Raw genomic sequence first — 22,972 nt, forward strand, 5'->3', positions numbered from 1 at the left:
AGATTGAACTTAGCTGCCCATAGCCTATAGCTAAGAGTTTTTCACAATTTGAGCCCGATAGGCTTCAATGTCATCACGTAAATTCGCCGCTTTTTCAAACTCCAAATCCTTCGCGGCTTTGAACATCACTTTTTCCAGTTCGGTAATTTTTTGCAAAAGTTGCGGTGTGCTAAGTAAATTATATTTCTTGCTCGACTCAGCCACTAATCTGAGTTTCACTTTACTATCAGAACTGCCATCACCCACGTCCATGATGTCGGTAATGGGTTTATTCATCTGCGTAGGAGTAATGCCATGTTTAAGATTGTAAGCCCGTTGTATTTCTCGACGTCTATCGGTTTCTTCAATAGCCCGTTGCATCGACCCCGTGATCCTATCAGCATATAAAATTGCTCGGCCATTTATGTGCCGGGCTGCCCGGCCCATAGTTTGAATCAGTGATTTATCAGAACGTAAAAAGCCTTCTTTATCTGCATCAAGAATAGCCACTAATGACACTTCTGGCATATCAAGACCCTCTCGAAGCAAGTTGATCCCAACTAACACGTCAAATTTACCAATACGTAAATCGCGTATAATTTCGATGCGCTCTACAGTGTCAATATCTGAATGTAAATAGCGGGCTTTTACACCGTGCTCATCCATATAATCACTTAAGTCCTCAGACATACGTTTGGTTAAGGTCGTAACTAGCACTCTTTCGTTAACTGCCACACACTTATGGATTTCAGAAAGTAAATCATCAACTTGTGTGCCTACTGGGCGTATTTCTATTTCTGGATCAAGTAAACCTGTAGGACGCACCAGTTGCTCAACTATGTCGTCTGGTGCAATAGCCAGTTCAAATTTACCAGGCGTGGCAGATACATAAATAGTTTGCGGACTGATTTGTTCAAACTCCTCAAACTTTAGAGGCCTATTATCTAAAGCAGAAGGTAACCTGAACCCATATTCCACTAAGGTTTCTTTACGCGACCTATCACCTTTATACATGGCACCGATTTGTGAAACAGTCACGTGGGACTCATCAATAAACATTAGGCCATCTGCTGGAAAATAATCAATAAGAGTAGGCGGCGGGTCGCCCGGTGCTCGGCCTGACAAGTAGCGAGAATAGTTTTCTATGCCTGAGCAATAACCTAACTCTTGCATCATTTCCATATCAAATTGACAGCGCTGTGAAACGCGCTGCTCTTCCACTAATTTATTAACGGACTTAAGTTGCTCGCGCCTTTCTTTAAGTTCGACTTTAATATGTTCAATGGCATCAATGATTTTTTCCCTGGGTGTGACGTAATGGGTTTTAGGAAAAACCGTGGCCCGTGTCACGGTTTTCTCAACGGCGCCAGTAAGCGGATCGAAGATACTGATGCGCTCAACTTCTTCGTCGAACAATTCCACTCTTATTCCATGACGTTCTGAGTCAGCAGGGAATATGTCAATCACATCACCGCGCACTCTAAACGTGCCGCGATCGAATGCAACATCATTACGGGAATATTGAATTTCAACCAAACGACGCAAAATATCGCGCTGATTCATGATATCCCCTTGACGAAAATGCACCAACATTTTCATGTAAGACTCAGGATCGCCCAAACCATAAATAGCCGATACACTAGAAACAATAATAACGTCGCGTCTTTCCATCAAGGATTTAGTGGCTGATAAACGCATTTGTTCGATGTGTGCGTTTATCGATGCATCTTTCTCAATAAAAGTGTCACTCGAGGGCACATAAGCTTCGGGCTGATAATAATCGTAATACGAAACAAAATATTCCACCGCATTATTTGGGAAAAACTCTTTCATTTCACCGTAAAGCTGTGCAGCTAAGGTTTTATTATGTGCCAATATCAACGTGGGTCGCTGCACTTTTTCAATCACATTGGCCATAGTGAACGTTTTACCAGAACCTGTGACACCTAATAATATTTGTCGTGCTAGGCCATCATCTAGACCTTCTACTAACGCTTTAATCGCTCTGGGCTGATCGCCGGCAGGCGAATAACTGGAGGATAATTCAAATGCTCTACTCATAAATCTTATTTACTCAATACACTTTGTTCAAATCGAGAGGCGAGGATGGTTTTACACCAAATAAAAGCAATACAGCCAACGGTAATGTTCGCTAATGCTCCCGCCCAAAAAAGTCCGGATAAATCAAACCAATAACTGCCTAAAAAAGAAAAAGGCACAAAAAACACAAATAAACGCATAAAATTTAATGATAAAGCTGACATAGGCATATGCATTGCGTTAAAGGATGAGTTGGTCAGAATAGTCACCCCCTGCAATCCATACCCTAAGGGCATAATCATTAGAAACATTATTATGGTCGAGGCAACTTTTAACTCATCGGTAAATATATTGGCAATTAAACCTGAAAACAGCGCCAAAACAGCAAAAATAAACAGTTGCCATACAATCACAAACTTGACGCATAAACTATAGGCCTGCCCTACTCGCTCAAGATTATTTGCCCCAAAATTTTGACTAATAAAGGGCGGCAATGACATGGATAAAGACAACACCACTATGCTAGCAATAGATTCTAATCGACCACCGACTCCCCAAGCAGCAACCGCTTCAGGTCCATAATCTGCAACAATTGCGGTGACTATACCCGCAGAAATGGGGGTTAACATGTTTGCTCCAGCAGCAGGTAATCCAATCTTTAAAATCCCCCCTGTACTGCGCTTTAACTGTTGCCAATTAAGTAATTTAGGCTCAATCAATTTTCGCTTTACAGCCAATATATACAAAATATAAAACAACCCCGCTGCCCAAGCTATAAGGGTGGCGATAGCCGCTCCTTGTATTCCAAGGGCAGGCACTGGGCCCCAACCAAAGATAAGTATGGGATCGAGTATCACATTGATAAGGCCACCAAAAGCCATCACATAGCTAGGTGTTTTAGTATCACCAGAAGCACGCAACACACTGTTACCCACCATAGGCATTGCCAGAAACACCCCTGCTGCGTACCACACCAACATATACTCTTTAATAAAGACTAATTGCTGTTGATCAGCACCCATCAGGCGGAAGATCGGTTCCATTGTCATAACGCCGATAATTGCTAAAACAATAGCTAGCACCATGGTTAACATCAATGCGCCTGTGGCGGTCTCCTTTGCTTGGTCGCGTTGTCCTGCACCTAGCAACTTAGCAATAATAGCCGAGGTACCAATGCCCAACCCAATGTTAAGACTGATAACCGTAAAAGTAACCGGAAAAGTAAAACTGATGGCGGCAAGTTGTTGCGTACCTAACATGCCAATAAAAAAGGTATCTACCAGACCAAACGTCATAAGTACTAACATACCTACTATCATAGGCAGAGTCATTTTACGCAGTGTTAGAGCAATATCATTATTCAGCAAATCTGGGGGGGACGAGGTTTTAGTGCTTGAGGTCAATATTACTCTCTCTTAATTGCAGATATTGATGGGTAAGTAGGTCAACTAGCTCATAATCACATGTCACAGATTTTAACCTTAAAATTTCGGTAATGCGTAATGGTGTCATAGTACGGAATTAGAGATGGGTATAATACGCGATTTCTCCTTGATTTTTATTATATTTATCATCATTAATGTTATGAAATTGTTATAAGATTCAACATCTACTAGTTGTATCTTTTTGAATACACTTGAGTGTCTGTTTTTTGACGTTTTAACTTTTATGCCACTGGATCACCCTCAGATCATTTCATTGTTTTAAAAACAATCAATTCAAAATGAAAAAATAATCCCTGTGTTTTAATATATTTTTATATTTCTGTTTAAAAACAACACACAACAGAAATTCAACACAAGTTACGCCGAAGTTTTTCTTTGTCTGCGAAACTCAACAAAACCATAAACATTTGATTTAAATGTATTTTTTAAATTACCTTGATAATTTCAACTTCCACTATTGACATTTAATTGATCAGTATTCACATACTTTAAACAATTTAATCCACAAGGTTATCCACAGGTTTCGTGGATAACTACCCTCGCCCTTTATTTGGCGTACATTGACACCACGGTGTGGTTTTATTTTAGTTGGTGACCACTAACCTATCCATGGCTGACAAAGGTTACACTTTCATGAAATACTGGCAATACATACAGTAATCAATAAATCATTAATAACAATTAGCTATAACGGACTGGAAAAATAGTCTTTGATGTATCATCAAATAGACAAACTAAAATCGAACAATTTTAACGCAATAAAAATGCGTTTTTTCATATCTGTTGGTAATACGCACAGATTGAGTGAAGGTTTATAAAAATATAGTAAAAACCTCACTTTGAGTGTTGACAGCGAGCGGTATGCTCATTATTATTCCGCCCCGTTGAAAAGCCACCTAGTTTTTAACTAAGTAGCGTTTTAACGGTAGTATAATGTTCCCCCTTAGCTCAGCTGGTTAGAGCGACGGACTGTTAATCCGCAGGTCCCCTGTTCGAGTCGGGGAGGGGGAGCCAACTTATACTGATAGTTAAATATTTTTCGTAGAATAATATTTAATCAGAAATTGAATTCCCCCTTAGCTCAGCTGGTTAGAGCGACGGACTGTTAATCCGCAGGTCCCCTGTTCGAGTCGGGGAGGGGGAGCCAATTCAATGTGTAGGTATTTCTCCACTTATTACCGCTAGTTATCGACTCTTATTTCAATAATAAACACCTTATAGTAATAAACTTTCGAATATCGAGTTGTTAATGGTCACTTAAATAAAGATAATAACGGCGCATTAATAACTCCTGGCTAATATCCACTTTACATGACCGAATTCTTACTATTATTAATTGGTACCGTCCTGGTGAACAACTTCGTGTTGGTTCAATTTTTAGGCTTGTGCCCATTTATGGGAGTATCAGGGAAGTTAGAAACGGCTATTGGCATGTCTATGGCCACGACCTTTGTGTTAACGCTTGCCTCTCTTTCCAGTTATCTAGTTGAACATTATATATTGTTACCACTTGGCATCGGCTATTTACGTACGCTGAGTTTTATTCTTGTAATAGCCGTGGTTGTGCAGTTCACAGAAATGGTCGTGCACAAAACGAGTCCAACCTTATACCGCCTGTTAGGTATCTTCTTACCGCTCATCACTACCAACTGTGCCGTCTTAGGCGTAGCACTGCTGAATATTAACCAAGAACATAATTTTGTTGAATCTGTTATTTATGGCTTCGGTGCTGCTGTAGGTTTTTCTTTAGTACTCATTTTATTTTCCGCCATGCGTGAACGTTTAGCCGTCGCAGACGTACCTAAACCCTTTAAAGGGGCCTCTATAGGTATGATTACTGCAGGGTTGATGTCTTTAGCCTTTATGGGCTTTACTGGCTTGGTTAAGTTTTAATGACACTAAGTTTTGCTATTTTAACTGCCTTATTAGCCATAGGCCTGATGGCACTCGTTTTTGGCGTTGTGCTTGGCTTTGCTGCGGTAAAGTTTAAAGTTGAAAGCGATCCTTTAGTCGAACAAATTGATCAAATTCTGCCGCAAACCCAATGTGGTCAATGCGGATACCCTGGCTGCAAACCCTATGCTGAAGCAATTGCCAATGGCGACGAAATAAATAAATGCCCGCCAGGTGGCGATGTCACCATAAAAAAACTTGCTGACCTTATGGGTGTAGAGCCTAAATCTTTAGATGCGGCACATGGTCAAGAAGATATAAAAAAGGTGGCCTACATTCGTGAAGACGAATGTATAGGTTGTACAAAATGTATTCAGGCCTGCCCTGTTGATGCCATATTAGGCGCTGCAAAACAAATGCACACTGTTATTGTAGACGAATGTACTGGGTGTGATCTATGTGTTGATCCCTGCCCTGTTGATTGCATTGATATGATACCGGTGGCAAATAGTACCTCATCCTGGCGCTGGGATATCGATGCCATTCCTATAAAGCAAATAGGCTAGACAGGAATTATGCAAAATAGTTTTGACGACATTATTGAGAAACTAGACAACCACGAATTGTGGGACTTCCCCGGAGGCGTATTTCCTGCTGAACGTAAAACACTGTCTAATCAAACCCCAATAGAGAAATCACCCATCCCTGAACGCCTATATGTGACAGTTAAACAACATATAGGGGTGGAAGGTCAAATAATTGTTGATGTAGGTCAAAAGGTGCTTAAAGGGCAAGCATTGACCAAAAGCATGAACCCATTTGCCGTACCCATTCATGCTCCCACATCAGGAGAAATAGCAGCAATCCATAAACATGTGTCAGCTCACCCATCTGGTTTGCCAGAGCTGACGGTTGAAATAACCAGTGATCAACAAGACAAATGGACTAAGCTGTGCCCCTTGATTGATTATCAAAACAAACCAAAAATGCAAGTGTTAGCAGCCATTTGTGATGCCGGTATCAGTGGCATGGGTGGTGCTGGTTTTCCAACTCATATTAAGTCGTCACCTAAAAAAGATGTCGAGTTTTTGATTATCAACGGTATTGAATGTGAGCCTTATATTACCTCTGACGACCGTTTAATGCGCGAACATGCTTGGCAAATCCGTCAAGGAATCGATGTTTTGTGCCATTTACTCAAGCCCAAACATGTATTGATTGGTATAGAAAACAACAAACCTGAAGCCATCGAAGCCTTGCAAGTAGCATGTCGAGAAAACCCCAATTATCGTATTTGTAGTGTACCGACTAAGTATCCTGCTGGCGGCGAAAAGCAACTTATCCAAGTGTTAACCAACAGAGAAGTACCTGCACAGGGATTACCCGTGGATGTCGGCGTAATTATGCATAATGTGGGCACTTGTTTTGCCATAGCAGATGCGATTTTTGCTGGCAAACCACTTATCGAACGCGTGGTAACTGTCACCGGTGAGGCAGTAGAAAGCCCCGGCAATATCTGGGCGCTGATTGGCAGCCCTGTTGCCCACCTATTGGCGCATTGTAAATATAAGCAAGCAGGACAGAAACAGCCCAATATTATTATGGGAGGTCCAATGATGGGCTTTAGTGTGACAAGCGACTTGGTGCCTGTGGTAAAAACCACCAACTGTATTTTGGCACCTACTGACAATGAAATCGCGGGTAATAACGAACAGCCCTGCATTCGCTGTAGTGCATGCGCAGATGTCTGCCCCGCTAGTTTGTTGCCACAACAATTGTTTTGGCATTCAAAAGCCAAAGAATTAGATAAAGCTCAAGATTACAATTTATTTGATTGTATTGAATGTGGTGCTTGTGCGTACGTTTGCCCCAGTGAAATACCTTTAGTTCACTATTACCGCATCGCAAAATCAGAAATAAGAGTAGAACAAGAAGATAAACAAAAGTCAGATAAGGCGAGAGAGCGCTTTGAAAAGCGCGAGGCTAGGTTAATAGCCGAACAACAGACAAGAGACGAAAAACATCGTTTGGCTGCTGAGGCCAGAAAACAAGCCATGGCAAGCAATGGCAATAACGCCAAAGACAAGATTGCAGCCGCATTAGCTAGAGCTAAAGCAAAAAAACAAAACGCCAGCATAGTGGATGAACAGCCAATAGCGCCAACTAAAGTAGCCCCTGCTAATCAATCAGAGCAAGAAGCGAAAACTGAAGCATCAGATGTTTCCACAAAAGCAGCCAGTTCAAATCAAAGAGTGCAAGCTGCTATCGCTAGAGCAAAAGCCAAAAAGGCAGCGGCTGAAGAAGCAGTCACCGAAACTGAGCTAAAAGAGAAAGTCGACGCTGGTGACCTAATAGAAAATAAGCCTGACGTAAAACAACAAGATAATGATGTGAAATTAGTTTCAGAGCAATCTCCACAAGCCAAGGTGAATACTCAAGCTGACGTCACTGATAGTCGCCCCACAGCTGATGTTTCCCAGCAACATCAAGAGCCGAACAAAGCTGACAGTAAACAAGCCAAAATAGCCGCTGCGGTAGCGAAAGCGAAGGCTAAACGTGAAGCACAAAAAATCTCAAACAGTGATACCGCGTCAAATCCAGCGCCAGCAGCGAAGGTGAATAGCCCTCAAACTAAGATTTCAGTTGAGCTAGCCAAAACAGAAGAACAACAGATAGACATGAAAAAACGCAGAATTGCTGCGGCAGTGGCTAAAGCCAAGGCCAAAAAAGCAGCTGAAATAGCAGCGACCAGCAAAGAAGATAAACCCTCATGAGATTTAGATTAGCCAGCTCTCCGCATCAGCATATTCGCCGTGATACCGGTCAGGTGATGCGCTTAGTCATTCTCGCATTGGTTCCGGGGATCTTAATGCAAACCTGGTTTTTTGGTTGGGGTACTATCATCCAGATTGTTCTTGCAATCATAACTGCAATTGTCACCGAAGCCGTCATTTTAGAGTTGCGGAAACGAGATTTTGAGCGTGCATTAAAAGATTATAGTGCGGTTTTAGCTGCGATGTTATTGGCAGTGAGCATTCCACCTTTCGCCCCTTGGTGGGTGATTGTGATTGGTACATTTTTCGCCATTGGCATAGTTAAACAATTGTATGGAGGTTTGGGGTTTAATGTATTTAATCCGGCGATGGCGGGTTATGTCATGCTGTTGGTTTCTTTTCCTGTACAAATGACCCAATGGCTACCACCGGTCAACCTTGCCCAATATAGTCATAACTTCATGGATGCACTGTACGCAGTCTTTACGGGTTTCAGTGTTGAGGGTTTTAGCCTTGCGCAACTCAAAACAGGCATCGATGGCGTGACTATGGCCACGGGGCTAGACACAGTCAAAACGGGAATGGCTCAAGGACTTACCTTCTCAGAAACCATTGAATTTCCCATTTTTGATAGTGTCATTTCTGGATTGGGTGTGGCATCAAGTTGGATAAGCCTTAGTTATCTACTTGGCGGCCTATATTTACTTAAACAAAAAGTCATTAATTGGCATATACCCGTTAGCATGATGACAGGGTTGTTCGTCTGCGCGTTAATAATGTCGTTAGTAGACAGTGATTTATACCCATCCAGCCTATTCCATCTGTTCAACGGAAGTATCATTATCGGAGCCTTTTTTATTGCTACCGATCCCGTATCTGCATCGACCACCAATAAAGGTAGAATAATTTTTGGCGCGGCAATTGGTGTCTGGGTTTATCTCATCAGAGAATGGGGGGGCTATCCTGACGCCGTCGCTTTTGCCGTTTTGATAATGAATATGGCGGTGCCTTTAATCGATTATTATACCCGTCCACGGACATATGGTCATACGTCAAACAAACAAAAACCCATAGACAAGGCTAAGTCATGACAAAAAGTATGCCGCATACTATGACTAAAAATGGCCTGATATTGGCGATTTTTGCCATAATCACAACGGGACTGATTGCGCTGACCTACTTTGGTACTAAAGATCAGATTGCTTTGCAGCAACAACAAAAATTATTATCCATTCTTAATGCGGTCATTGATGAAAATAGTTATGACAATACTATCCAGTTAGACTGCGCCTTGGTCACTTCAGCTGAATTGTTAGGCTCGCATCAGCCACAGCATATCTATCGTGCCACTAAACAAGGGCAAGCTGTTGCGGTGGCAATCGAAACGACTGCGCCTGACGGTTATAGCGGGAAAATCCAATTAGTGGTGGGCATAACCAGTTCACAAGCAGGTTCGGCCACAGTAACAGGTGCTAGAGTTCTGGCTCACAAAGAGACACCTGGCTTAGGTGACAAAATTGATTTGCGTATTAGTAATTGGGTGTTGGACTTCGATAATCAAATTTATAGTGCTGATATCGCCACAAATTGGGCAGTCAAAAAAGACGGTGGCCAGTTTGATCAGTTTACTGGTGCCACAATTACCCCTAGGGCAGTCGTCAGCGCGGTTAAGTTAAGTGTTGAATATTACTTAGGGAATCAAGATGCCATTTTTAAGGCTGCTAATGGCTGTGCTCCACAAAATCCCATGGATAATATCGATGAAATCGCCGTTGCTGACGTTGCTAAAAACGCCGTAGTTAAAAAAGTGAGCCAAATTCATGAATGAGTTTAAAGAGTTAAGCTGGCAAGGGTTGTGGAAAAACAACCCTGCATTGGTACAGCTATTAGGTTTGTGCCCTTTACTTGCCGTAACCGCCACCGTTACCAATGGATTGGGTTTAGGCCTTGCCACCACCCTAGTATTGATTGGTTCGAATACCACAGTGTCAATAATCCGCAATTGGGTGCCAAGTGAAATTCGGATCCCAATCTTTGTGATGATCATCGCTGCATTTGTCACCATAGTGCAGCTATTGATGAATGCCTATACGTTTACACTGTATCAAGCCTTAGGTATTTTTATTCCACTGATAGTCACGAATTGCGCCATTATCGGACGGGCTGAAGCCTATGCTTCTAAAAATACGGTTGGTAAGTCAGCTTTCGACGGTTTAATGATGGGGCTAGGGTTTACTGTCGTATTAGTGTTATTAGGCGCCATGCGAGAGTTATTAGGGTATGGCACCTTGTTTGACGGTGCCAATTTATTATTAGGTGATTGGGCAACCGTCTTAAAAATCACGGTGTTTGAAACCGACACCCCGTTTTTATTAGCGATTTTACCCCCAGGTGCTTTTTTATGTATGGGCCTGTTAATCGCCCTTAAAAACATATTAGATAGCCATATGGAACGCTTGTTTGCCGCAAAGTCTGAAGAAAAAGTGGTGCAACGAGCACGAGTCACGACTGAAAGCTGAAAGCCGGTCGCCGCGCGATACGAGCTACGAGCTACGAGCTTTTTTAGAGTATAAATCGATAATCAATGAATAAACACAAACGTTTGGAAATGTTAACTCGCTTGCGTGATGCTAACCCTCAACCCACTACAGAGCTTAATTACTCGAGTCCTTTTGAGCTATTAATTGCGGTAATCTTATCGGCACAATCTACCGATGTGGGAGTCAACAAAGCCACAGACAAACTTTATCCTGTTGCTAACACACCACAAGCTATTTATGCCTTAGGTGTGGATGGATTAAAAACCTATATCAAGACCATCGGTTTGTTTAATGCAAAAGCTGAAAATGTGATTAAAACCTGTGGCATGTTAATTAATCTACATGAGTCAATGGTACCCCAAAATAGAGAGGCACTAGAAGCCTTACCAGGTGTGGGTCGAAAAACAGCTAATGTGGTATTAAATACGGCTTTTGGCTGGCTAAAAGATAATGAAGGTAGATACTTTATTGCGGTCGACACACACATTCAAAGAGTCGCTAATCGTTCAGGCTACGCCAAAGGTAAAACGGTCGAAGAAACCGAACAAGCCATCATTAAAAACACCCCCAACAAAACTGAATTTATGTATGACCTGCATCATTGGTTGATATTACATGGCAGGTATACATGTATTGCCAGAAAGCCTAGATGTGGTTCGTGCATTATTGAAGACTTGTGTGATTACAAAGATAAAACCGAATAAAAAGCGTTCAAAGTAGTTGTCTCAACACCACTCTGAGTTCTTAAGTCCTGATTGTCAGTAAGAAGCGAGTTGCAGTCATACGATTAAGGTCTGCCGACCGTATCAACAACTGATAAAGCGGACAGTTACTGCTATTTAGGCAATTGGCGCTTTGTTCCCAGACTGTGTAATAACTAATTTTCCGCCGTTGACAATGCGTTGCTGTGTCAATGAAACAAAGGATTAACCGCAAATCACCATCAATATTCATTGTAGAGAAGGTTTTAAGTCAAAGTTAAAGACGAAAATCCATAAATTGGAGTTTTTACACAGCCTGTGCCATTTGCAGTCGTTCAACAACATTCATCTGCACTGGTGCTTTTAGTAGTTAGCCGTCGTAGCAGTTTAGATAAATTTAGTCCCCTTAGAGCGTGATGCAGACATACGGTTGAATCAATCGCGACCGTTAGTTCATCACCTATAAGGGCCGTTGAGTAATCTTGGTTAAAGTCAAAAATCGCCTAATAACTGAGGTAACCGATATCAATTTATATCTTCTTTGAAAATCCCACAGATTGGCGGGACAACCACTATTTAAATTGATTACGACCCGAATGGCACTAACTTAAGGAAATAATTCTTTAATAACAGAAAGTTAAAGTGAAAGGCAATGCCCAAAAAGGCATAAACCGTTGTAAAATATTTTCACCACAAAAACAACTACAAAAGTACTCTGCCTTCATGTCCATTATCGTAAGCGCTTAATAAACCTACGTCCTTATTCCGACGGGCAATCTGCTGCATAATTTCCTCATTACAAACGTATGAGGAAAACAAAGTGACCGCAACATCAAATTTAAAGCAGGAAGCTCCGCTGTGGCGTGAGCATGTGACTCAGTGGCGTGACTCAGGTTTAACCCAAGCTGCCTATTGTCGAGATCACGACCTGTGTCCACACAACTTCAGCTACCACAAACGCAAATACTCAACCGCACTGGTACCCATTAACCACAAACCCTCCGGTTTTGTCAGTGTGCAGCGATTACCTGAGCCGCAACATCATGATCCACTCTCATTGCACTTTACCAATGGTGTTCGTCTGATAGGTATCACGGCAAGTAACGTGTCAGTGGTTAAACAATTAGCCGAGTTGTTGTCGTGAGCAAAGTGATGCGTCCAGGTGTGGAGCTCACTCAGGTTTTTCTTTACCAACAGCCGATTGATTTTCGCAAGGCACACTTGGGATTATCTGCCATCATTGAATGTGAGTTGGGGCACGACCCCTTTGCCGGTCACCTTTATGCATTCACCAATAAACGGCGTAATAAAATCAAGTGTCTGTTCTGGGAAGATAATGGTTTTGTGTTGTATTACAAAAGCCTGTCAGAGGAAAAGTTCAAGTGGCCAAAGCGTGATGATAAGGTGATAACACTGACCGGGCAGCAAATTAATTGGCTGCTTGATGGCTATGATATCAGTGCCATGAAAGGTCATAAAAAGTTGCATTATGAGGCCGTTTTTTAAGGTAATCAATGCGCTAATTTGGTATACTTTACGGCATGAAATTAGCGCCGCAAGACACTGAAAATAAAGCAAAATTACATCTGGATGCGATGAGCCAGATGACCGCATTGCTGTCTGAAAAAGACGATGTCATCGAACAGAAAACGGATGTCATTGCCGAGCAAAAGAAACGAATAGCGATGCTTGAAGAGTACTTGCGGTTGGCCAACTCAAAACGTTTTGGCGCCAGCTCTGAGCAAACACCACCACAGCAAGGTCACCTGTTTAATGAAGTAGAAGCGGTGGCTGAGCCTGAGCCTGTCGACTCACCTTTACCTACAGGCAACGAGCCAAAGGCCAAAACCGGTCGCAAGCCACTGTCCGACAAATTGCCCCGCCTTCAGGTGTTCGCTTATTTGAGTGATGAAGAAAAAGTGGGTGCCATTGACACCTTCTTTGTCAAAGTCAGGGAAGAGCTGGATATCATTCCCGCTCAGGTACGTGTATTGGAATACATGCAGGAAAAAGCGACCTTCAAAACACAAGATGATGGCCGCACGGTGAAAGCCGCCCAGCTTATCAAACATCCTGTCCCCAAGGCCATGGGGAGCGTCAACCTGATGACCTATATCATTATTTCAAAATACGCCGATGGCATGCCGCTTTATCGACTTGAAAACATCATCAAACGTTATGGCGGTGAAATATCAAGGGCCACACTGGCCAACTGGGTGATTGCCCTGTCGAAACAAGCCCAACCTTTAATTAACCTACTCAGGGAGCATCAACATTCGGGCCCACTGATTTGTGCGGATGAAACCCGCATTCAAGTATTGAAAGAGCCAGATCGTTCGCCCACTTCACATAAATGGATGTGGGTAACCCTGGGCGGGTTACCGCAGCAACGAAGTGTCTTGTTTGAATACGATCCCTCCCGTGGCAGGGAGGTACCCTTGCGCCTGCTTGATGGGTTTACCCATGGCTACCTGCAAACCGATGGCTGTGCCAGTTATAACGAGGTATGCAGACAAAATCAGTTAATCTCGGTGGGTTGCTGGGATCATGCACGACGAAAATTCCGTGAAGCCAAAGATGGGCAACCCAGGGCAATGAAAGGCAAGGTAACCAAAGCGGATATGGCACTGAGCCTTATCAATAAGTTGTACGTGGTAGAGCGTCAAATCAAATTGCTAAGCGCGGATGAAATTTATCAGGCCAGGCAACAAAGAAGTGTGCCCATACTCAGCGAGCTGAAAACATGGCTGGAGCTCAATCGCCCCAGAGTCGACAAAGGAGGATTGACGGGCAAGGCGATGACCTATTTACATAATCAGTGGGAAAAGCTAATGGTTTACAGTACGGATGGTCGGCTGAGGCTCAGCAATATTCTGGCTGAAAATGCCATTCGTCCCTTTGCTGTTGGTAGGCGCGCCTGGTTATTTGCCGATACCCCAGCAGGCGCTAATGCCAGTGCAATCCATTATAGCCTGATTGAGTCAGCCAAAATTCATGAGCTTGAACCTTACGCTTATCTCAATGCCGTGTTCAAGGCGTTACCCTATGCTGACACGGTTGAAAAGATCGAAGACCTCCTGCCATGGAATTTCAAAAATTCAAAACCCAGTTGGCTACCCCCGCACGTTCAATAGCGCTTACTGTGAACTGTTAGATTATGACAAGGATATTTATACTTGGAAAGTACGTCGGTTTATTAAGCGCTTACCCATTATCTCCCATATTCACCATTCCCAACAGAAGAAGATCCATCATTTAGCCAATAATACTCATGCAGCCAATTTTTTAGCCTTACTCTCTCACGATGAGCTAGCCTTAACGATTGAAAACAACCTACCCAATAACCATCGAGAGCGAATTTATACACCGACTAAAACACTGTCTATGTTTCTCGCACAAACCTTAAATGAAGATAGATCGTGCAGTAAAGCCGTTAACGACATGCTCATTCAAACACAATCCGTGAACAGTACCAGTGCAAACACAGCGGCCTACTGTAAAGCTCAAAAAGGTTATCTTTGCCTCTGATAACCCAACTGGTTAACAAAACAGGAGAGTTGATTCATAGAGCAGTACCCCAGCAGTGGCGATGGTTTGGGCGTAGCGTTAGCCTTATTGATGGTACATCGCTGACGATGGCCGACACGAAAAGTAGTCAAATAGCCTTCCCTCAACAAGGCGCACAAAAAGCTGGGTTAGGCTTTCCCATTTGCAGGCTGCTTGCCGTCAGTTGTCTACATACTGGCGTTATTCTTAATGCTGCAGTCGGGCCATTTAAAGGAAAAGGCTCTGATGAGCAGAGTTTATTGCGTCAGGTGTTAGATACCTTTCAAACAGGCAGCATAGTGGTTGGTGATGCTTTTTTTGGTACCTACTTTTTATTGGTTGAAATGATAAAAAGAGGCGTTGATGTACTCTTTGAACAACATGGCTCGCGTAAACGCATAACTGACTTTGGTAAAGGCATCGCTTTAGGTAAAAAAGACCACTTAATTGATATTCCTAAATCGAAAATAAAGCCGGATTGGATGACACAAAAAGCATATAAAAACGCCCCAGACAACATCACCATCCGAGAGCTCAAAGTAGGACAAAAGACCATCATTACCACGATGTTGTCAGCGACGGATTACCCTAAAAAAGCGCTTGCAGCCCTTTATCAGAAAAGCTGGCACGTTGAAGTTAATTTTAGAAATATTAAAACCACCTTGGGTATGAATATTCTGAGCTGCAAGACACCTGAAATGTGTCGAAAAGAAATATGGACGTATTTCCTGGCTAATAATTTAATCCGGCTATTGATGTCACAAGCTGCATGCAATTATGGCTTATTACCACGCCAACTCAGCTTTAAACATGCGGTGCAGGTTTGGAATACATATGCTCTGCTAGACAAAGTCATAGACGAGGAGATGTTGGCGTTGCTCGCCAGTCGACAAGTAGGTAATAGGGCTGGAAGGATCGAACCCCGAGCAGTCAAACGTAGGCCAAAGGCCTATCCATTATTGATGATACCCAGAGCAGAAGCGAGACAAACAGTCATGAATAATGGTCATCCAAAAAAGATGAAATAAGCTATATTTATCAATGCTTAATGGCTTAAGTTAGTGCCATTCGGATCAGATCCCCATTTATTTCAATGATGTGTTACCAAGTCTGTACCATGCTCTTTACCAGATGAAGATTTATTGACTGGCGGCCCCACCAAAATACGCAACTGATTATCACTTCTTAATTTAACTATGTTTTAACTAAGCACAGATATTTTATGGGATGTATATACCAATTACATTTGACAAGTCGACAATACCGCGCACATATATATCTTGATAATTCAAAATAAAAACTATTTCATAGAAAACATTATTTCAGATCATCCTGAAATTTTAGTGGTTATGGCTGGAATTTTGGGTAGTTTTGTTAGTGCCTTAAACAGAATATATGCATCAAAAGACGTTTTCCCACGGGGTAAATACACTCATTTGTTGAAGAAGGCTAACATTTACCTCATTGCTTACTCTTTAATACCGCCACTAATTGGGGCTATCGGTGCAGCAATTCTATTTACTATGTTTGCGGGGGAAATTATTTCAGGGGGACTTTTCCCTGAATTCGCATGCACTGATGTTGGTGGGTGCCAATCTTACACGGACTATCTGGATAAATGGAAACCAAAGCTACCAGTGGACTTTGCAAAGCTAATCGTGTGGGGATTTATTGCTGGTTTTAGTGAACGATTTGTTCCCAACATTCTTAATCAGATTGCTACAGATAACAATAAATAGAGACTGCAAACGATTCTGTGTAAGCGCCTAGTTTATATTTAACGAAAATAACAAACATTACGAGAGCGCCCACATCATCCGCTACGATAATTAACAACTGAAACTAACGGTTTTATCTGCTTTAACGCGGTTGTCCTGTAAATTATTGTGGCTGCGCCGCCAGAAGGCCTAGGCTAAGGATGTATGAAAGCTGAAACCACACAACACCTTGGCCCTATAGTACAGGGTACGGTTGTACCGAATGGCGCCCGAGTGCCAGGAACATCGCTGACGCTAGACCCAGTAAAAGCCGAGTGGGACATTGGTTGTATTATTCGTTGGTTAGATTATCAAGAGGCGAACAACCTCTTATTATGCGAGAAGTACTTGAGACCATGGTCATGGCACATGAAATTCAAGGCGTGATCGCTATAGAAAACTCATTCAATCGAGTGGGTTTGTGCCACGTATTATTAGTACGCGTTGCATCAACGGCGGTTATCACCAAAATGATGGGCGGCGATAGAGAGCAAATAATGGCGGCAGTATCTCAAGCATGGGTCGATGGCTCTGCTCTGCGTACTTATCGTCACGCACCCAACGCGGGCTCTCGTAAATCTTGGGCAGCCAGCGACGCGACCTCAAGAGCAGTACGTTTGGCTGACATGTCAATGCGCGGTGAAATGGGCATACCAAGCGCATTAACCGCAGAGCAATGGGGGTTTTATGATGTATCTTTCTCTAAAACAAACAAGGACCAAACCCTTAAACCAGAGATTCAACGTCAGTTTTCGTTTTCTCAAGACTAAGGCTCTTATGTGATGGAAAACATCTTGTTTAAGATTTCTTTTCCAGCCGAGTTTCATGCACAAACTGCTGCAGAGGCATCGGTTATTTTGTATCCTCAGGTCAAAACTCGTTTAGAAAATATCGAGAAGATAGTGGTCCGTACTCACGAGTCTGCAATTCGTATTATTTCAAAAACGGGTACGCTGGCTAATCCTGCGGACCGCGACCATTGTTTGCAATACATGATTGCTGTTGCGTTGGCGTTCGGGGATCAAAAATGTGAACACTATAAGTTTGGGTAATTTTAGTTTATTGACTGATTATGAGACCACAATTTGAGGTAAAACAGAGTAGATAAGCAGTCACTGAAGTCGTTTTTGGCTGAAAATATGTTAAATCCAAGTGTTTATTAGTAATTTAGTTACGAGATAGGCAAAATATTAAGCATTAACTTAGCTTTTTTAGTAATTTAATTACACTATTTGCATTATTTTGGTTATATATAGATTTAAAATCCCTATATCTTTCAATGGTATAAACCAGTCACAAATCTGTAACTGACTGTTTTACATCTTTTTTACCAAGTTAAAACAATAAAACCACAGACATGAAGTGCTATTCAGTCTTAAATTAACTGCGGGAATTAGCCCGCAATGCTCAAAGTGAGCAATATTAATTTTGGAGAATAGCAATGAAAAAAGTACTTCTAGTAACACTCGCATTATCGGCTTTTACAGCCAGTGCGCATATGAAATCTAAGGACGCCTATCGTTTTGCCGGAGACCAGGAATATTCCAGTTTCTGTAAAGCAGTAGTGACCGACGACGTGAAAATGCTTAAGCGCAGTGTCACCAACAAAGTAGGTCTGGTTGCAAGCAGCCGCAAAGACGTGTTGCAAAAACTTTTATCAATAGATGGCATGAAGTGTAATGGCATAGACTTGGTTGAGTTTTCTAAGCAACGTAAGGCGTCCGAGGTTCATGCATACCTTACACATAAAGCCTAAAAGTCATAATCCTATACGTAAAAATAGGAGAATAGCCTGCCCCGCAGGCTATTTTATTCTTATCTCAATCTGATATTGGCATCCATACTCCGTCATCATCTATCTAAGCCGTGAACGCTTCTTAAATTTGGCGCCACCTGTAAAGCTATCCTGAATTATATGGAGGTCAAAAAATTGTATCCTTCCTGCCATGCTCACAATTATAGTTAACGTAAATTCACATTTACAGTTATGATCCTATCCCGTAGGCTAAATTCACCCGACTAAAAAACCACAACGTGTCTACCCATCCTGCCTTATCCCGTGGATCGGTCTCTACCCTCATCCCCACAGCACCAAACGACCGTCTTACGCGCCGTGAGCAAAATCGGGTTCGGGTGTTTGATAAACGCAATCCGGCCCATTTATACCTTAACCTCCTCAGCGCCAATTCCGCCAACACCATGGAGCGTGCCCTGGACGCCATTGTCAAACTACTGGGGTATGACTACATGGACGAGCTTGACTGGACGGAGCTTCAGCGCCACCACGTTCAGGGCCTGCTGCGCTTGCTGGAAAGTAATAACACATCACCGGCGACGCGCTCGCTGTATTTATCGGCCATCAAGGGTGTGATGGAAGAAGCCTGGTTGGCCAAGCTGGTGTCAGAAGACCAAGACTTACGAATTAAAGTCATTAAAAAACCTCATGGCACACGCTTACCGGCGGGTGAAGCGCTACCCATCGCGGATGTGGGCAAAGCCATTGTGGCATGCGGCGATAACAGTAAGGCCGGCGTGCGAGATAAAGCCATATTGGCCTTGTTACTCGGGGCGGGACTGCGCCGATTGGAATGTGCTGAGCTGGGGTTACGGGATGTTGATTTTGGGCAAGACGTCATCAATGTCATCGGTAAAGGCGATAAACAGCGCTCAATACCCGTAAGCCCGAAGTCGTCGACTGCTTACTTGATTGGGTTCACATATGGGGCGAATGGCTGGGCCCGCTTTTTTGTGCCATCCGCCGGGGCAAACCCCCTGCCACGGGTCAACTCTTTGGCGGCAATATCAATCAGGGCAGTGGCCTGTCTGACTCGTCCATTTACATGATCTGCAAAAAGCGCGGGATGTCCGTCGATGTCGACACCCTTAAACCCCACAATCTGCGGCGCAACTATGGCACCGAGCATGACAAAGCAGGCAATGAGTTAAAAGTGATCTGTGAGCTGCTTGGCCATAGCAGTATGGATACCACGCGCACCTATATTTACGATGACACGGATGTGAAGAAAAAGCGCGCGATGTTAAAGACTCAATTGGTGCACAATACTTTTATGGGGCGGGATCAAGGGATCGGTGGTGATGTGCCCGGTTCGAATTAGGCAATACAATGGGAAAAAGGGAAGCCACACCCATCGGCCTTGAGATCGTTAGCTTACCCGTGGGCTAACGATCGTATTGAGGTGCTGGAAGACCAAACCGCCATATGATGAATCGACCTATCGGCTTGATGATCCAATACAGCCAGTCTTAGGACGCATTGAGGCGTTCTTTAGCCAACTACATGTTGTTTTATGAGCTTCCATATATCTTTTAACAAGTCCACTTGTTATTTCGTATTGATTATCACGCTATACTTTGTTATTATTGTTTTTAATGAATGTTTACCCAAATATAGAGTGTAATATGTCTACAGATGACACTATTGAAATGTTGATAGCGAGTTATGAAAAAAATGCCTATGCGGCTATTTCAGATCTCCAGCGTAAACTTTTTGCCGCTATGGGGCCGCGTGAAACATTGGGTGATATTCGTCAACTTGGTAACATCGCCAAAGAGTACAAACAGACTAATAAATCCAATAATGAGACGCTCGCCTTACTCAGTGGGGTAACCTCCAATACTATATCCACTATGATGAAGGATCCGATTAACTCCAAAGTGTCGACTGTACTTGCTCTATTGGACGCCATGGGTATGACGCTCAACATTTCACGCAAGCCTGCTGATGAATGAGATCCTCCGACAAGGTCACGTATTTGCCAATGGCGAACTGGCGGGCATGCTAACGCAATACAAAGATGCGAATGGCACTGACTCGTATTCTTTCGAATATAATGCGGAGTACATCAGTCAAGGCAGATGTCCCATTGGCTATCACTTTGCGCTAAGCAGCACACCTTACAAGCATGATGTACTGCATCCGTTTTTCACCAACCTAGTCTCTGAAGGCTGGGTAAGGGTGTTTCAGGCCAACAGATCCCGTTTAGATAAGCGCGATGATTTTGGTTTACTACTCGCCAATGGCGGCGATCTGATTGGTGCAATATCCGTTAAGCCTGCCACTAAGGACTCCGCGTAATGACTCGCCGACTGGGTACGATATCGTTAAACCCTAAAGGTAATGAGTCGCCTTATAGCAGTTATTTTCTTAAAACCATGTTCGGTATTGGCCAATTTCCTAAGAATGGCTTGCACGTAGTAGGTGACGCACAAACCTTCAATGATTTAGCGCCAGAGTACACCGAAGGCAACTCGGTGTCCGGCGCTCAAAAAAAGCTTTTTATGTCGCTGGTATACGGCGTACTGGTCCCTGTGAAAAAAGACGGGCAATACATCGTAAAACCCGCACCTGATGAGTTCCCTCACCTGCCTGAAAACGAACATTGCATTATGCAGCTTGCCAAGGCAGTTGGCTTTGATGTTGCTCTCAATGCCCTGGTCCCTTTTGAAAATGGTGAGTTGGCCTATGTGACCAAACGCTTCGATATTCACAAAAGCGGCCAGCGCCTTTTCATCGAAGACGCCGCCAGTTTATGTTTGGTTGCTCCCGTTAATAAAGGCAGTGATGCATTATCGTATGAACACACGCTCAATACCTTATTCACCGTTAGCGGCCAAAATCGCGGGGTTACCTTAAACGGCTTTTTACAGGTGCTGTTCGCTTATATTGTCGGCAACAATGACTTACACCTGAAAAACCTTTCCTTATTTAGACAACCAAATTCGCATTCGCACCTTATGACGAATTTTACGCCGCTTTATGACGTGCTATCAGTTGCACCCTACCCAAAGTATTATGATGGGGACTTGACTCTGTGCCTACTTCATAGCGAGGTGGATGCTGATTTTTCTGAGGCATATAATCAGTACGGTTACTATACCGGTCACGACTTTCTTGTATTTGGACAGCGGATCGGGCTTTCTCGTCACGCAACCCAATCATTGATAAAGAAGCTTTGTACAACGGTTGAGCGTACATATAAATACATTATCGATGCATCTCAATGCCCAGATGATATGAAGTCCATTATCACATTACACATTGCGGACAGACTTGACAGATTGTCACGCCCTTACCTACTAAAGCCTTAACAGTAGGGGTATCCAAACATGCTAACCTCATCACAAGATACATCGATAAAACCTACGTAATGACCAGCTCATGTTTCTTACATGATAGGACTTATCAGATTGGCTGCCTTTGTATTGACTCGTTTAGGGCTGCTTTTGCTTCATTGAAATGCGGGCAACTAGTGCTCTAAGAATGCTATTCGATGCGAATATCCAAAAACGTGTGAGGTTGAGCAATGGGTAATGGGAAAAGCGCCACTAAATTACCAATGAAATCAGTTGGATAAAAGACGACATGAGTAATTGACCGTGTTGAGGCATGCTTAATCGCTGTTCACTAAAGGTTTTAATCTGACTAACAGGTTTGGAGAGAACAGAGCAGGATTTATCAACGACGCCTTTTCGAAGCCGTCCGTTGTCTCAATCCCAATGGACGGAAGTTTAGCGATGTAACAACTAACTTCTGCAATTCGCTTATTTCTGCTAGTCAGCTATTGGGCGGGTAAGTGCAATACCCGTCATTCGGAGTCACTACAGTTAAACTGATTTTCGCGATAAATTGTAAGTCTAGTTCGCAGCCCAAATAGACAGCTAACGACCTATAGCTGACGTTAGAGAATTCGATCTATCAGACTATATTGAGCGTAAATCAGACATATGATTAAGCCATTGTGAGAGGCGAAATTGGTTTTTAGATAACTAAATTATTTATGGCTATTTAATCTTGTTCTGACCCCGATATTTATTGTTCTGACCCCGATATTTACTGACCCCGATATTTAGACCTGACCCCGATATTTAGACCCCGATATTTACTCACAACATCATTATTTACATACCATCAAACACCACACTTTCGCTGCATTATTAGCAAACCACGGCAAATGAAGCGATGGCAGAGCCCGTGGATGGCCCGCACAGATGACATTTCTATTTCATCCACTTTTAGATAAATTAAGAAGTGTCCGGTTTTTTTACATATTTTATATGTTAATTTTATTGTGATTCATAAGCAGTTGAAATAAATGAATGTTATATATTTAGGCATGATATGTGCTAGAGGATCTACCTGGCTGATTTTGCCAGCTAGATATGAAGAACATGAAAGATTATTTATTTTTAAGTTATGATAAATAACGTTTTTTTAACTTTACCCTTTTCCTATAATAATGTTTTAGGACGAACAATCGTCTCAGGCACACATACTTA

21 protein-coding genes, 2 tRNA genes and 1 pseudogene are annotated in these 22,972 nt (G+C 42.8%); 22 read left to right on the forward strand and 2 right to left on the reverse strand.

Translation table 11 applies throughout. The features are described from left to right. Positions 1 to 30 precede the first annotated feature (30 nt). Together uvrB and CXF95_RS03240 are read right to left on the reverse strand one after the other, a co-directional pair. Positions 31 to 2,040 (reverse strand): excinuclease ABC subunit UvrB, encoded by a 2,010-nt coding sequence (uvrB, locus tag CXF95_RS03235; RefSeq protein ID WP_101197362.1) that lies wholly within the window; start codon positions 2,038 to 2,040, stop codon positions 31 to 33. A gap of 5 nt (positions 2,041 to 2,045) precedes the next feature. Beyond that, positions 2,046 to 3,422 carry an MATE family efflux transporter gene (locus CXF95_RS03240; RefSeq protein ID WP_198556484.1) on the reverse strand — a complete coding sequence of 459 codons (1,377 nt, stop codon included), beginning with the start codon at positions 3,420 to 3,422 and terminating at the stop codon, positions 2,046 to 2,048. Between the two features lie 979 nt (positions 3,423 to 4,401). On the opposite strand from CXF95_RS03240, the gene CXF95_RS03245 reads away from it, so the two are divergent. From CXF95_RS03245 to CXF95_RS03345, 22 genes and pseudogenes are all read left to right on the forward strand, one after another. Beyond that, a tRNA-Asn gene (locus CXF95_RS03245) sits at positions 4,402 to 4,478 on the forward strand. 56 nt (positions 4,479 to 4,534) lie between these two features. Further along, positions 4,535 to 4,611, forward strand: a tRNA-Asn gene (locus CXF95_RS03250). A gap of 164 nt (positions 4,612 to 4,775) precedes the next feature. After that, positions 4,776 to 5,357: an electron transport complex subunit RsxA gene (gene rsxA / locus CXF95_RS03255; protein ID WP_101197363.1), complete on the forward strand. Its 582-nt coding sequence runs from the start codon at positions 4,776 to 4,778 to the stop codon at positions 5,355 to 5,357. Next, positions 5,357 to 5,923 (forward strand): electron transport complex subunit RsxB, encoded by a 567-nt coding sequence (gene rsxB / locus CXF95_RS03260; RefSeq protein ID WP_101197364.1) that lies wholly within the window; start codon positions 5,357 to 5,359, stop codon positions 5,921 to 5,923. Before rsxA ends, rsxB begins: the two co-directional genes overlap by 1 nt. Before the next feature lie 9 nt (positions 5,924 to 5,932). Beyond that, positions 5,933 to 8,131 carry an electron transport complex subunit RsxC gene (gene rsxC, locus CXF95_RS03265; protein ID WP_101197365.1) on the forward strand — a complete coding sequence of 733 codons (2,199 nt, stop codon included), beginning with the start codon at positions 5,933 to 5,935 and terminating at the stop codon, positions 8,129 to 8,131. After that, entirely contained in the window at positions 8,128 to 9,222 is a 1,095-nt protein-coding gene (rsxD, locus tag CXF95_RS03270) for an electron transport complex subunit RsxD (protein WP_101197366.1), read from the forward strand. The genes rsxC and rsxD overlap by 4 nt, the downstream gene beginning before the upstream one ends. After that, on the forward strand, positions 9,219 to 9,959 hold the full coding sequence (rsxG, locus tag CXF95_RS03275; RefSeq protein ID WP_101197367.1) for an electron transport complex subunit RsxG: 741 nt from the start codon (positions 9,219 to 9,221) through the stop codon (positions 9,957 to 9,959). Before rsxD ends, rsxG begins: the two co-directional genes overlap by 4 nt. Beyond that, positions 9,952 to 10,650: an electron transport complex subunit E gene (locus tag CXF95_RS03280; protein ID WP_101197368.1), complete on the forward strand. Its 699-nt coding sequence runs from the start codon at positions 9,952 to 9,954 to the stop codon at positions 10,648 to 10,650. Before rsxG ends, CXF95_RS03280 begins: the two co-directional genes overlap by 8 nt. Before the next feature lie 65 nt (positions 10,651 to 10,715). Next, positions 10,716 to 11,375 carry an endonuclease III gene (nth, locus tag CXF95_RS03285; RefSeq protein WP_101197369.1) on the forward strand — a complete coding sequence of 220 codons (660 nt, stop codon included), beginning with the start codon at positions 10,716 to 10,718 and terminating at the stop codon, positions 11,373 to 11,375. Between the two features lie 817 nt (positions 11,376 to 12,192). Next, positions 12,193 to 12,516, forward strand: a complete 324-nt coding sequence (locus CXF95_RS30315) for a hypothetical protein (RefSeq protein ID WP_232787551.1) — start codon at positions 12,193 to 12,195, stop codon at positions 12,514 to 12,516. Then, complete coding sequence (tnpB, locus tag CXF95_RS03295; protein WP_101197177.1) at positions 12,513 to 12,878, forward strand: IS66 family insertion sequence element accessory protein TnpB; 366 nt, start codon at positions 12,513 to 12,515, stop codon at positions 12,876 to 12,878. Before CXF95_RS30315 ends, tnpB begins: the two co-directional genes overlap by 4 nt. 35 nt (positions 12,879 to 12,913) lie before the next feature. Then, a complete protein-coding gene (locus tag CXF95_RS03300; RefSeq protein WP_198556450.1) occupies positions 12,914 to 14,506 on the forward strand; it encodes an IS66 family transposase in 1,593 nt (530 codons plus the stop codon). Continuing rightward, entirely contained in the window at positions 14,430 to 14,900 is a 471-nt protein-coding gene (locus CXF95_RS31330) for a hypothetical protein (protein ID WP_369809273.1), read from the forward strand. The genes CXF95_RS03300 and CXF95_RS31330 overlap by 77 nt, the downstream gene beginning before the upstream one ends. Next, positions 14,891 to 15,946, forward strand: coding sequence for an IS4 family transposase (locus CXF95_RS03305; protein WP_369809274.1), 1,056 nt, complete (start codon positions 14,891 to 14,893; stop codon positions 15,944 to 15,946). Before CXF95_RS31330 ends, CXF95_RS03305 begins: the two co-directional genes overlap by 10 nt. Before the next feature lie 252 nt (positions 15,947 to 16,198). Next, the gene (locus CXF95_RS03310) at positions 16,199 to 16,657 is read left to right on the forward strand and encodes a hypothetical protein (RefSeq protein ID WP_101197370.1); all 459 of its coding nucleotides are present in this window, start codon (positions 16,199 to 16,201) and stop codon (positions 16,655 to 16,657) included. Positions 16,658 to 16,849: 192 nt separating this feature from the next. Next, positions 16,850 to 17,718: pseudogene (locus CXF95_RS03315) on the forward strand (MmgE/PrpD family protein); the annotation flags it as partial. 398 nt (positions 17,719 to 18,116) lie between these two features. Beyond that, on the forward strand, positions 18,117 to 18,431 hold the full coding sequence (locus CXF95_RS03320; RefSeq protein ID WP_101197371.1) for a hypothetical protein: 315 nt from the start codon (positions 18,117 to 18,119) through the stop codon (positions 18,429 to 18,431). 377 nt (positions 18,432 to 18,808) lie between these two features. Next, positions 18,809 to 19,519, forward strand: coding sequence for a tyrosine recombinase XerC (gene xerC, locus CXF95_RS03325; protein WP_157828053.1), 711 nt, complete (start codon positions 18,809 to 18,811; stop codon positions 19,517 to 19,519). Positions 19,520 to 19,536: 17 nt separating this feature from the next. Next, complete coding sequence (locus CXF95_RS31090; protein ID WP_255418881.1) at positions 19,537 to 19,791, forward strand: tyrosine-type recombinase/integrase; 255 nt, start codon at positions 19,537 to 19,539, stop codon at positions 19,789 to 19,791. Between the two features lie 304 nt (positions 19,792 to 20,095). Continuing rightward, positions 20,096 to 20,425 (forward strand): hypothetical protein, encoded by a 330-nt coding sequence (locus tag CXF95_RS03335; RefSeq protein WP_101197374.1) that lies wholly within the window; start codon positions 20,096 to 20,098, stop codon positions 20,423 to 20,425. After that, positions 20,418 to 20,771, forward strand: a complete 354-nt coding sequence (locus CXF95_RS03340) for a HipA N-terminal domain-containing protein (RefSeq protein WP_101197375.1) — start codon at positions 20,418 to 20,420, stop codon at positions 20,769 to 20,771. Before CXF95_RS03335 ends, CXF95_RS03340 begins: the two co-directional genes overlap by 8 nt. Continuing rightward, a complete protein-coding gene (locus CXF95_RS03345; protein WP_101197376.1) occupies positions 20,771 to 21,784 on the forward strand; it encodes a HipA domain-containing protein in 1,014 nt (337 codons plus the stop codon). Before CXF95_RS03340 ends, CXF95_RS03345 begins: the two co-directional genes overlap by 1 nt. Positions 21,785 to 22,972 lie beyond the last annotated feature (1,188 nt).

Source organism: Paraglaciecola sp. MB-3u-78 (assembly GCF_002835935.1).
GTDB lineage: Bacteria > Pseudomonadota > Gammaproteobacteria > Enterobacterales > Alteromonadaceae > Paraglaciecola.

Coding starts and splice junctions, on each gene's coding strand:
- nth (WP_101197369.1), top strand. CDS start 10,716: ATGAATAAACACAAACGTTTGGAAATGTTAACTCGCTTGCGTGATGCT.
- rsxC (WP_101197365.1), top strand. CDS start 5,933: ATGCAAAATAGTTTTGACGACATTATTGAGAAACTAGACAACCACGAA.
- CXF95_RS03335 (WP_101197374.1), top strand. CDS start 20,096: ATGTCTACAGATGACACTATTGAAATGTTGATAGCGAGTTATGAAAAA.
- CXF95_RS03300 (WP_198556450.1), top strand. CDS start 12,914: ATGAAATTAGCGCCGCAAGACACTGAAAATAAAGCAAAATTACATCTG.
- CXF95_RS31090 (WP_255418881.1), top strand. CDS start 19,537: ATGTCCGTCGATGTCGACACCCTTAAACCCCACAATCTGCGGCGCAAC.
- rsxG (WP_101197367.1), top strand. CDS start 9,219: ATGACAAAAAGTATGCCGCATACTATGACTAAAAATGGCCTGATATTG.
- rsxB (WP_101197364.1), top strand. CDS start 5,357: ATGACACTAAGTTTTGCTATTTTAACTGCCTTATTAGCCATAGGCCTG.
- rsxA (WP_101197363.1), top strand. CDS start 4,776: ATGACCGAATTCTTACTATTATTAATTGGTACCGTCCTGGTGAACAAC.
- CXF95_RS03345 (WP_101197376.1), top strand. CDS start 20,771: ATGACTCGCCGACTGGGTACGATATCGTTAAACCCTAAAGGTAATGAG.
- CXF95_RS03280 (WP_101197368.1), top strand. CDS start 9,952: ATGAATGAGTTTAAAGAGTTAAGCTGGCAAGGGTTGTGGAAAAACAAC.
- uvrB (WP_101197362.1), bottom strand. CDS start 2,040: ATGAGTAGAGCATTTGAATTATCCTCCAGTTATTCGCCTGCCGGCGAT.
- CXF95_RS03320 (WP_101197371.1), top strand. CDS start 18,117: ATGAAAAAAGTACTTCTAGTAACACTCGCATTATCGGCTTTTACAGCC.
- rsxD (WP_101197366.1), top strand. CDS start 8,128: ATGAGATTTAGATTAGCCAGCTCTCCGCATCAGCATATTCGCCGTGAT.
- CXF95_RS03340 (WP_101197375.1), top strand. CDS start 20,418: ATGAATGAGATCCTCCGACAAGGTCACGTATTTGCCAATGGCGAACTG.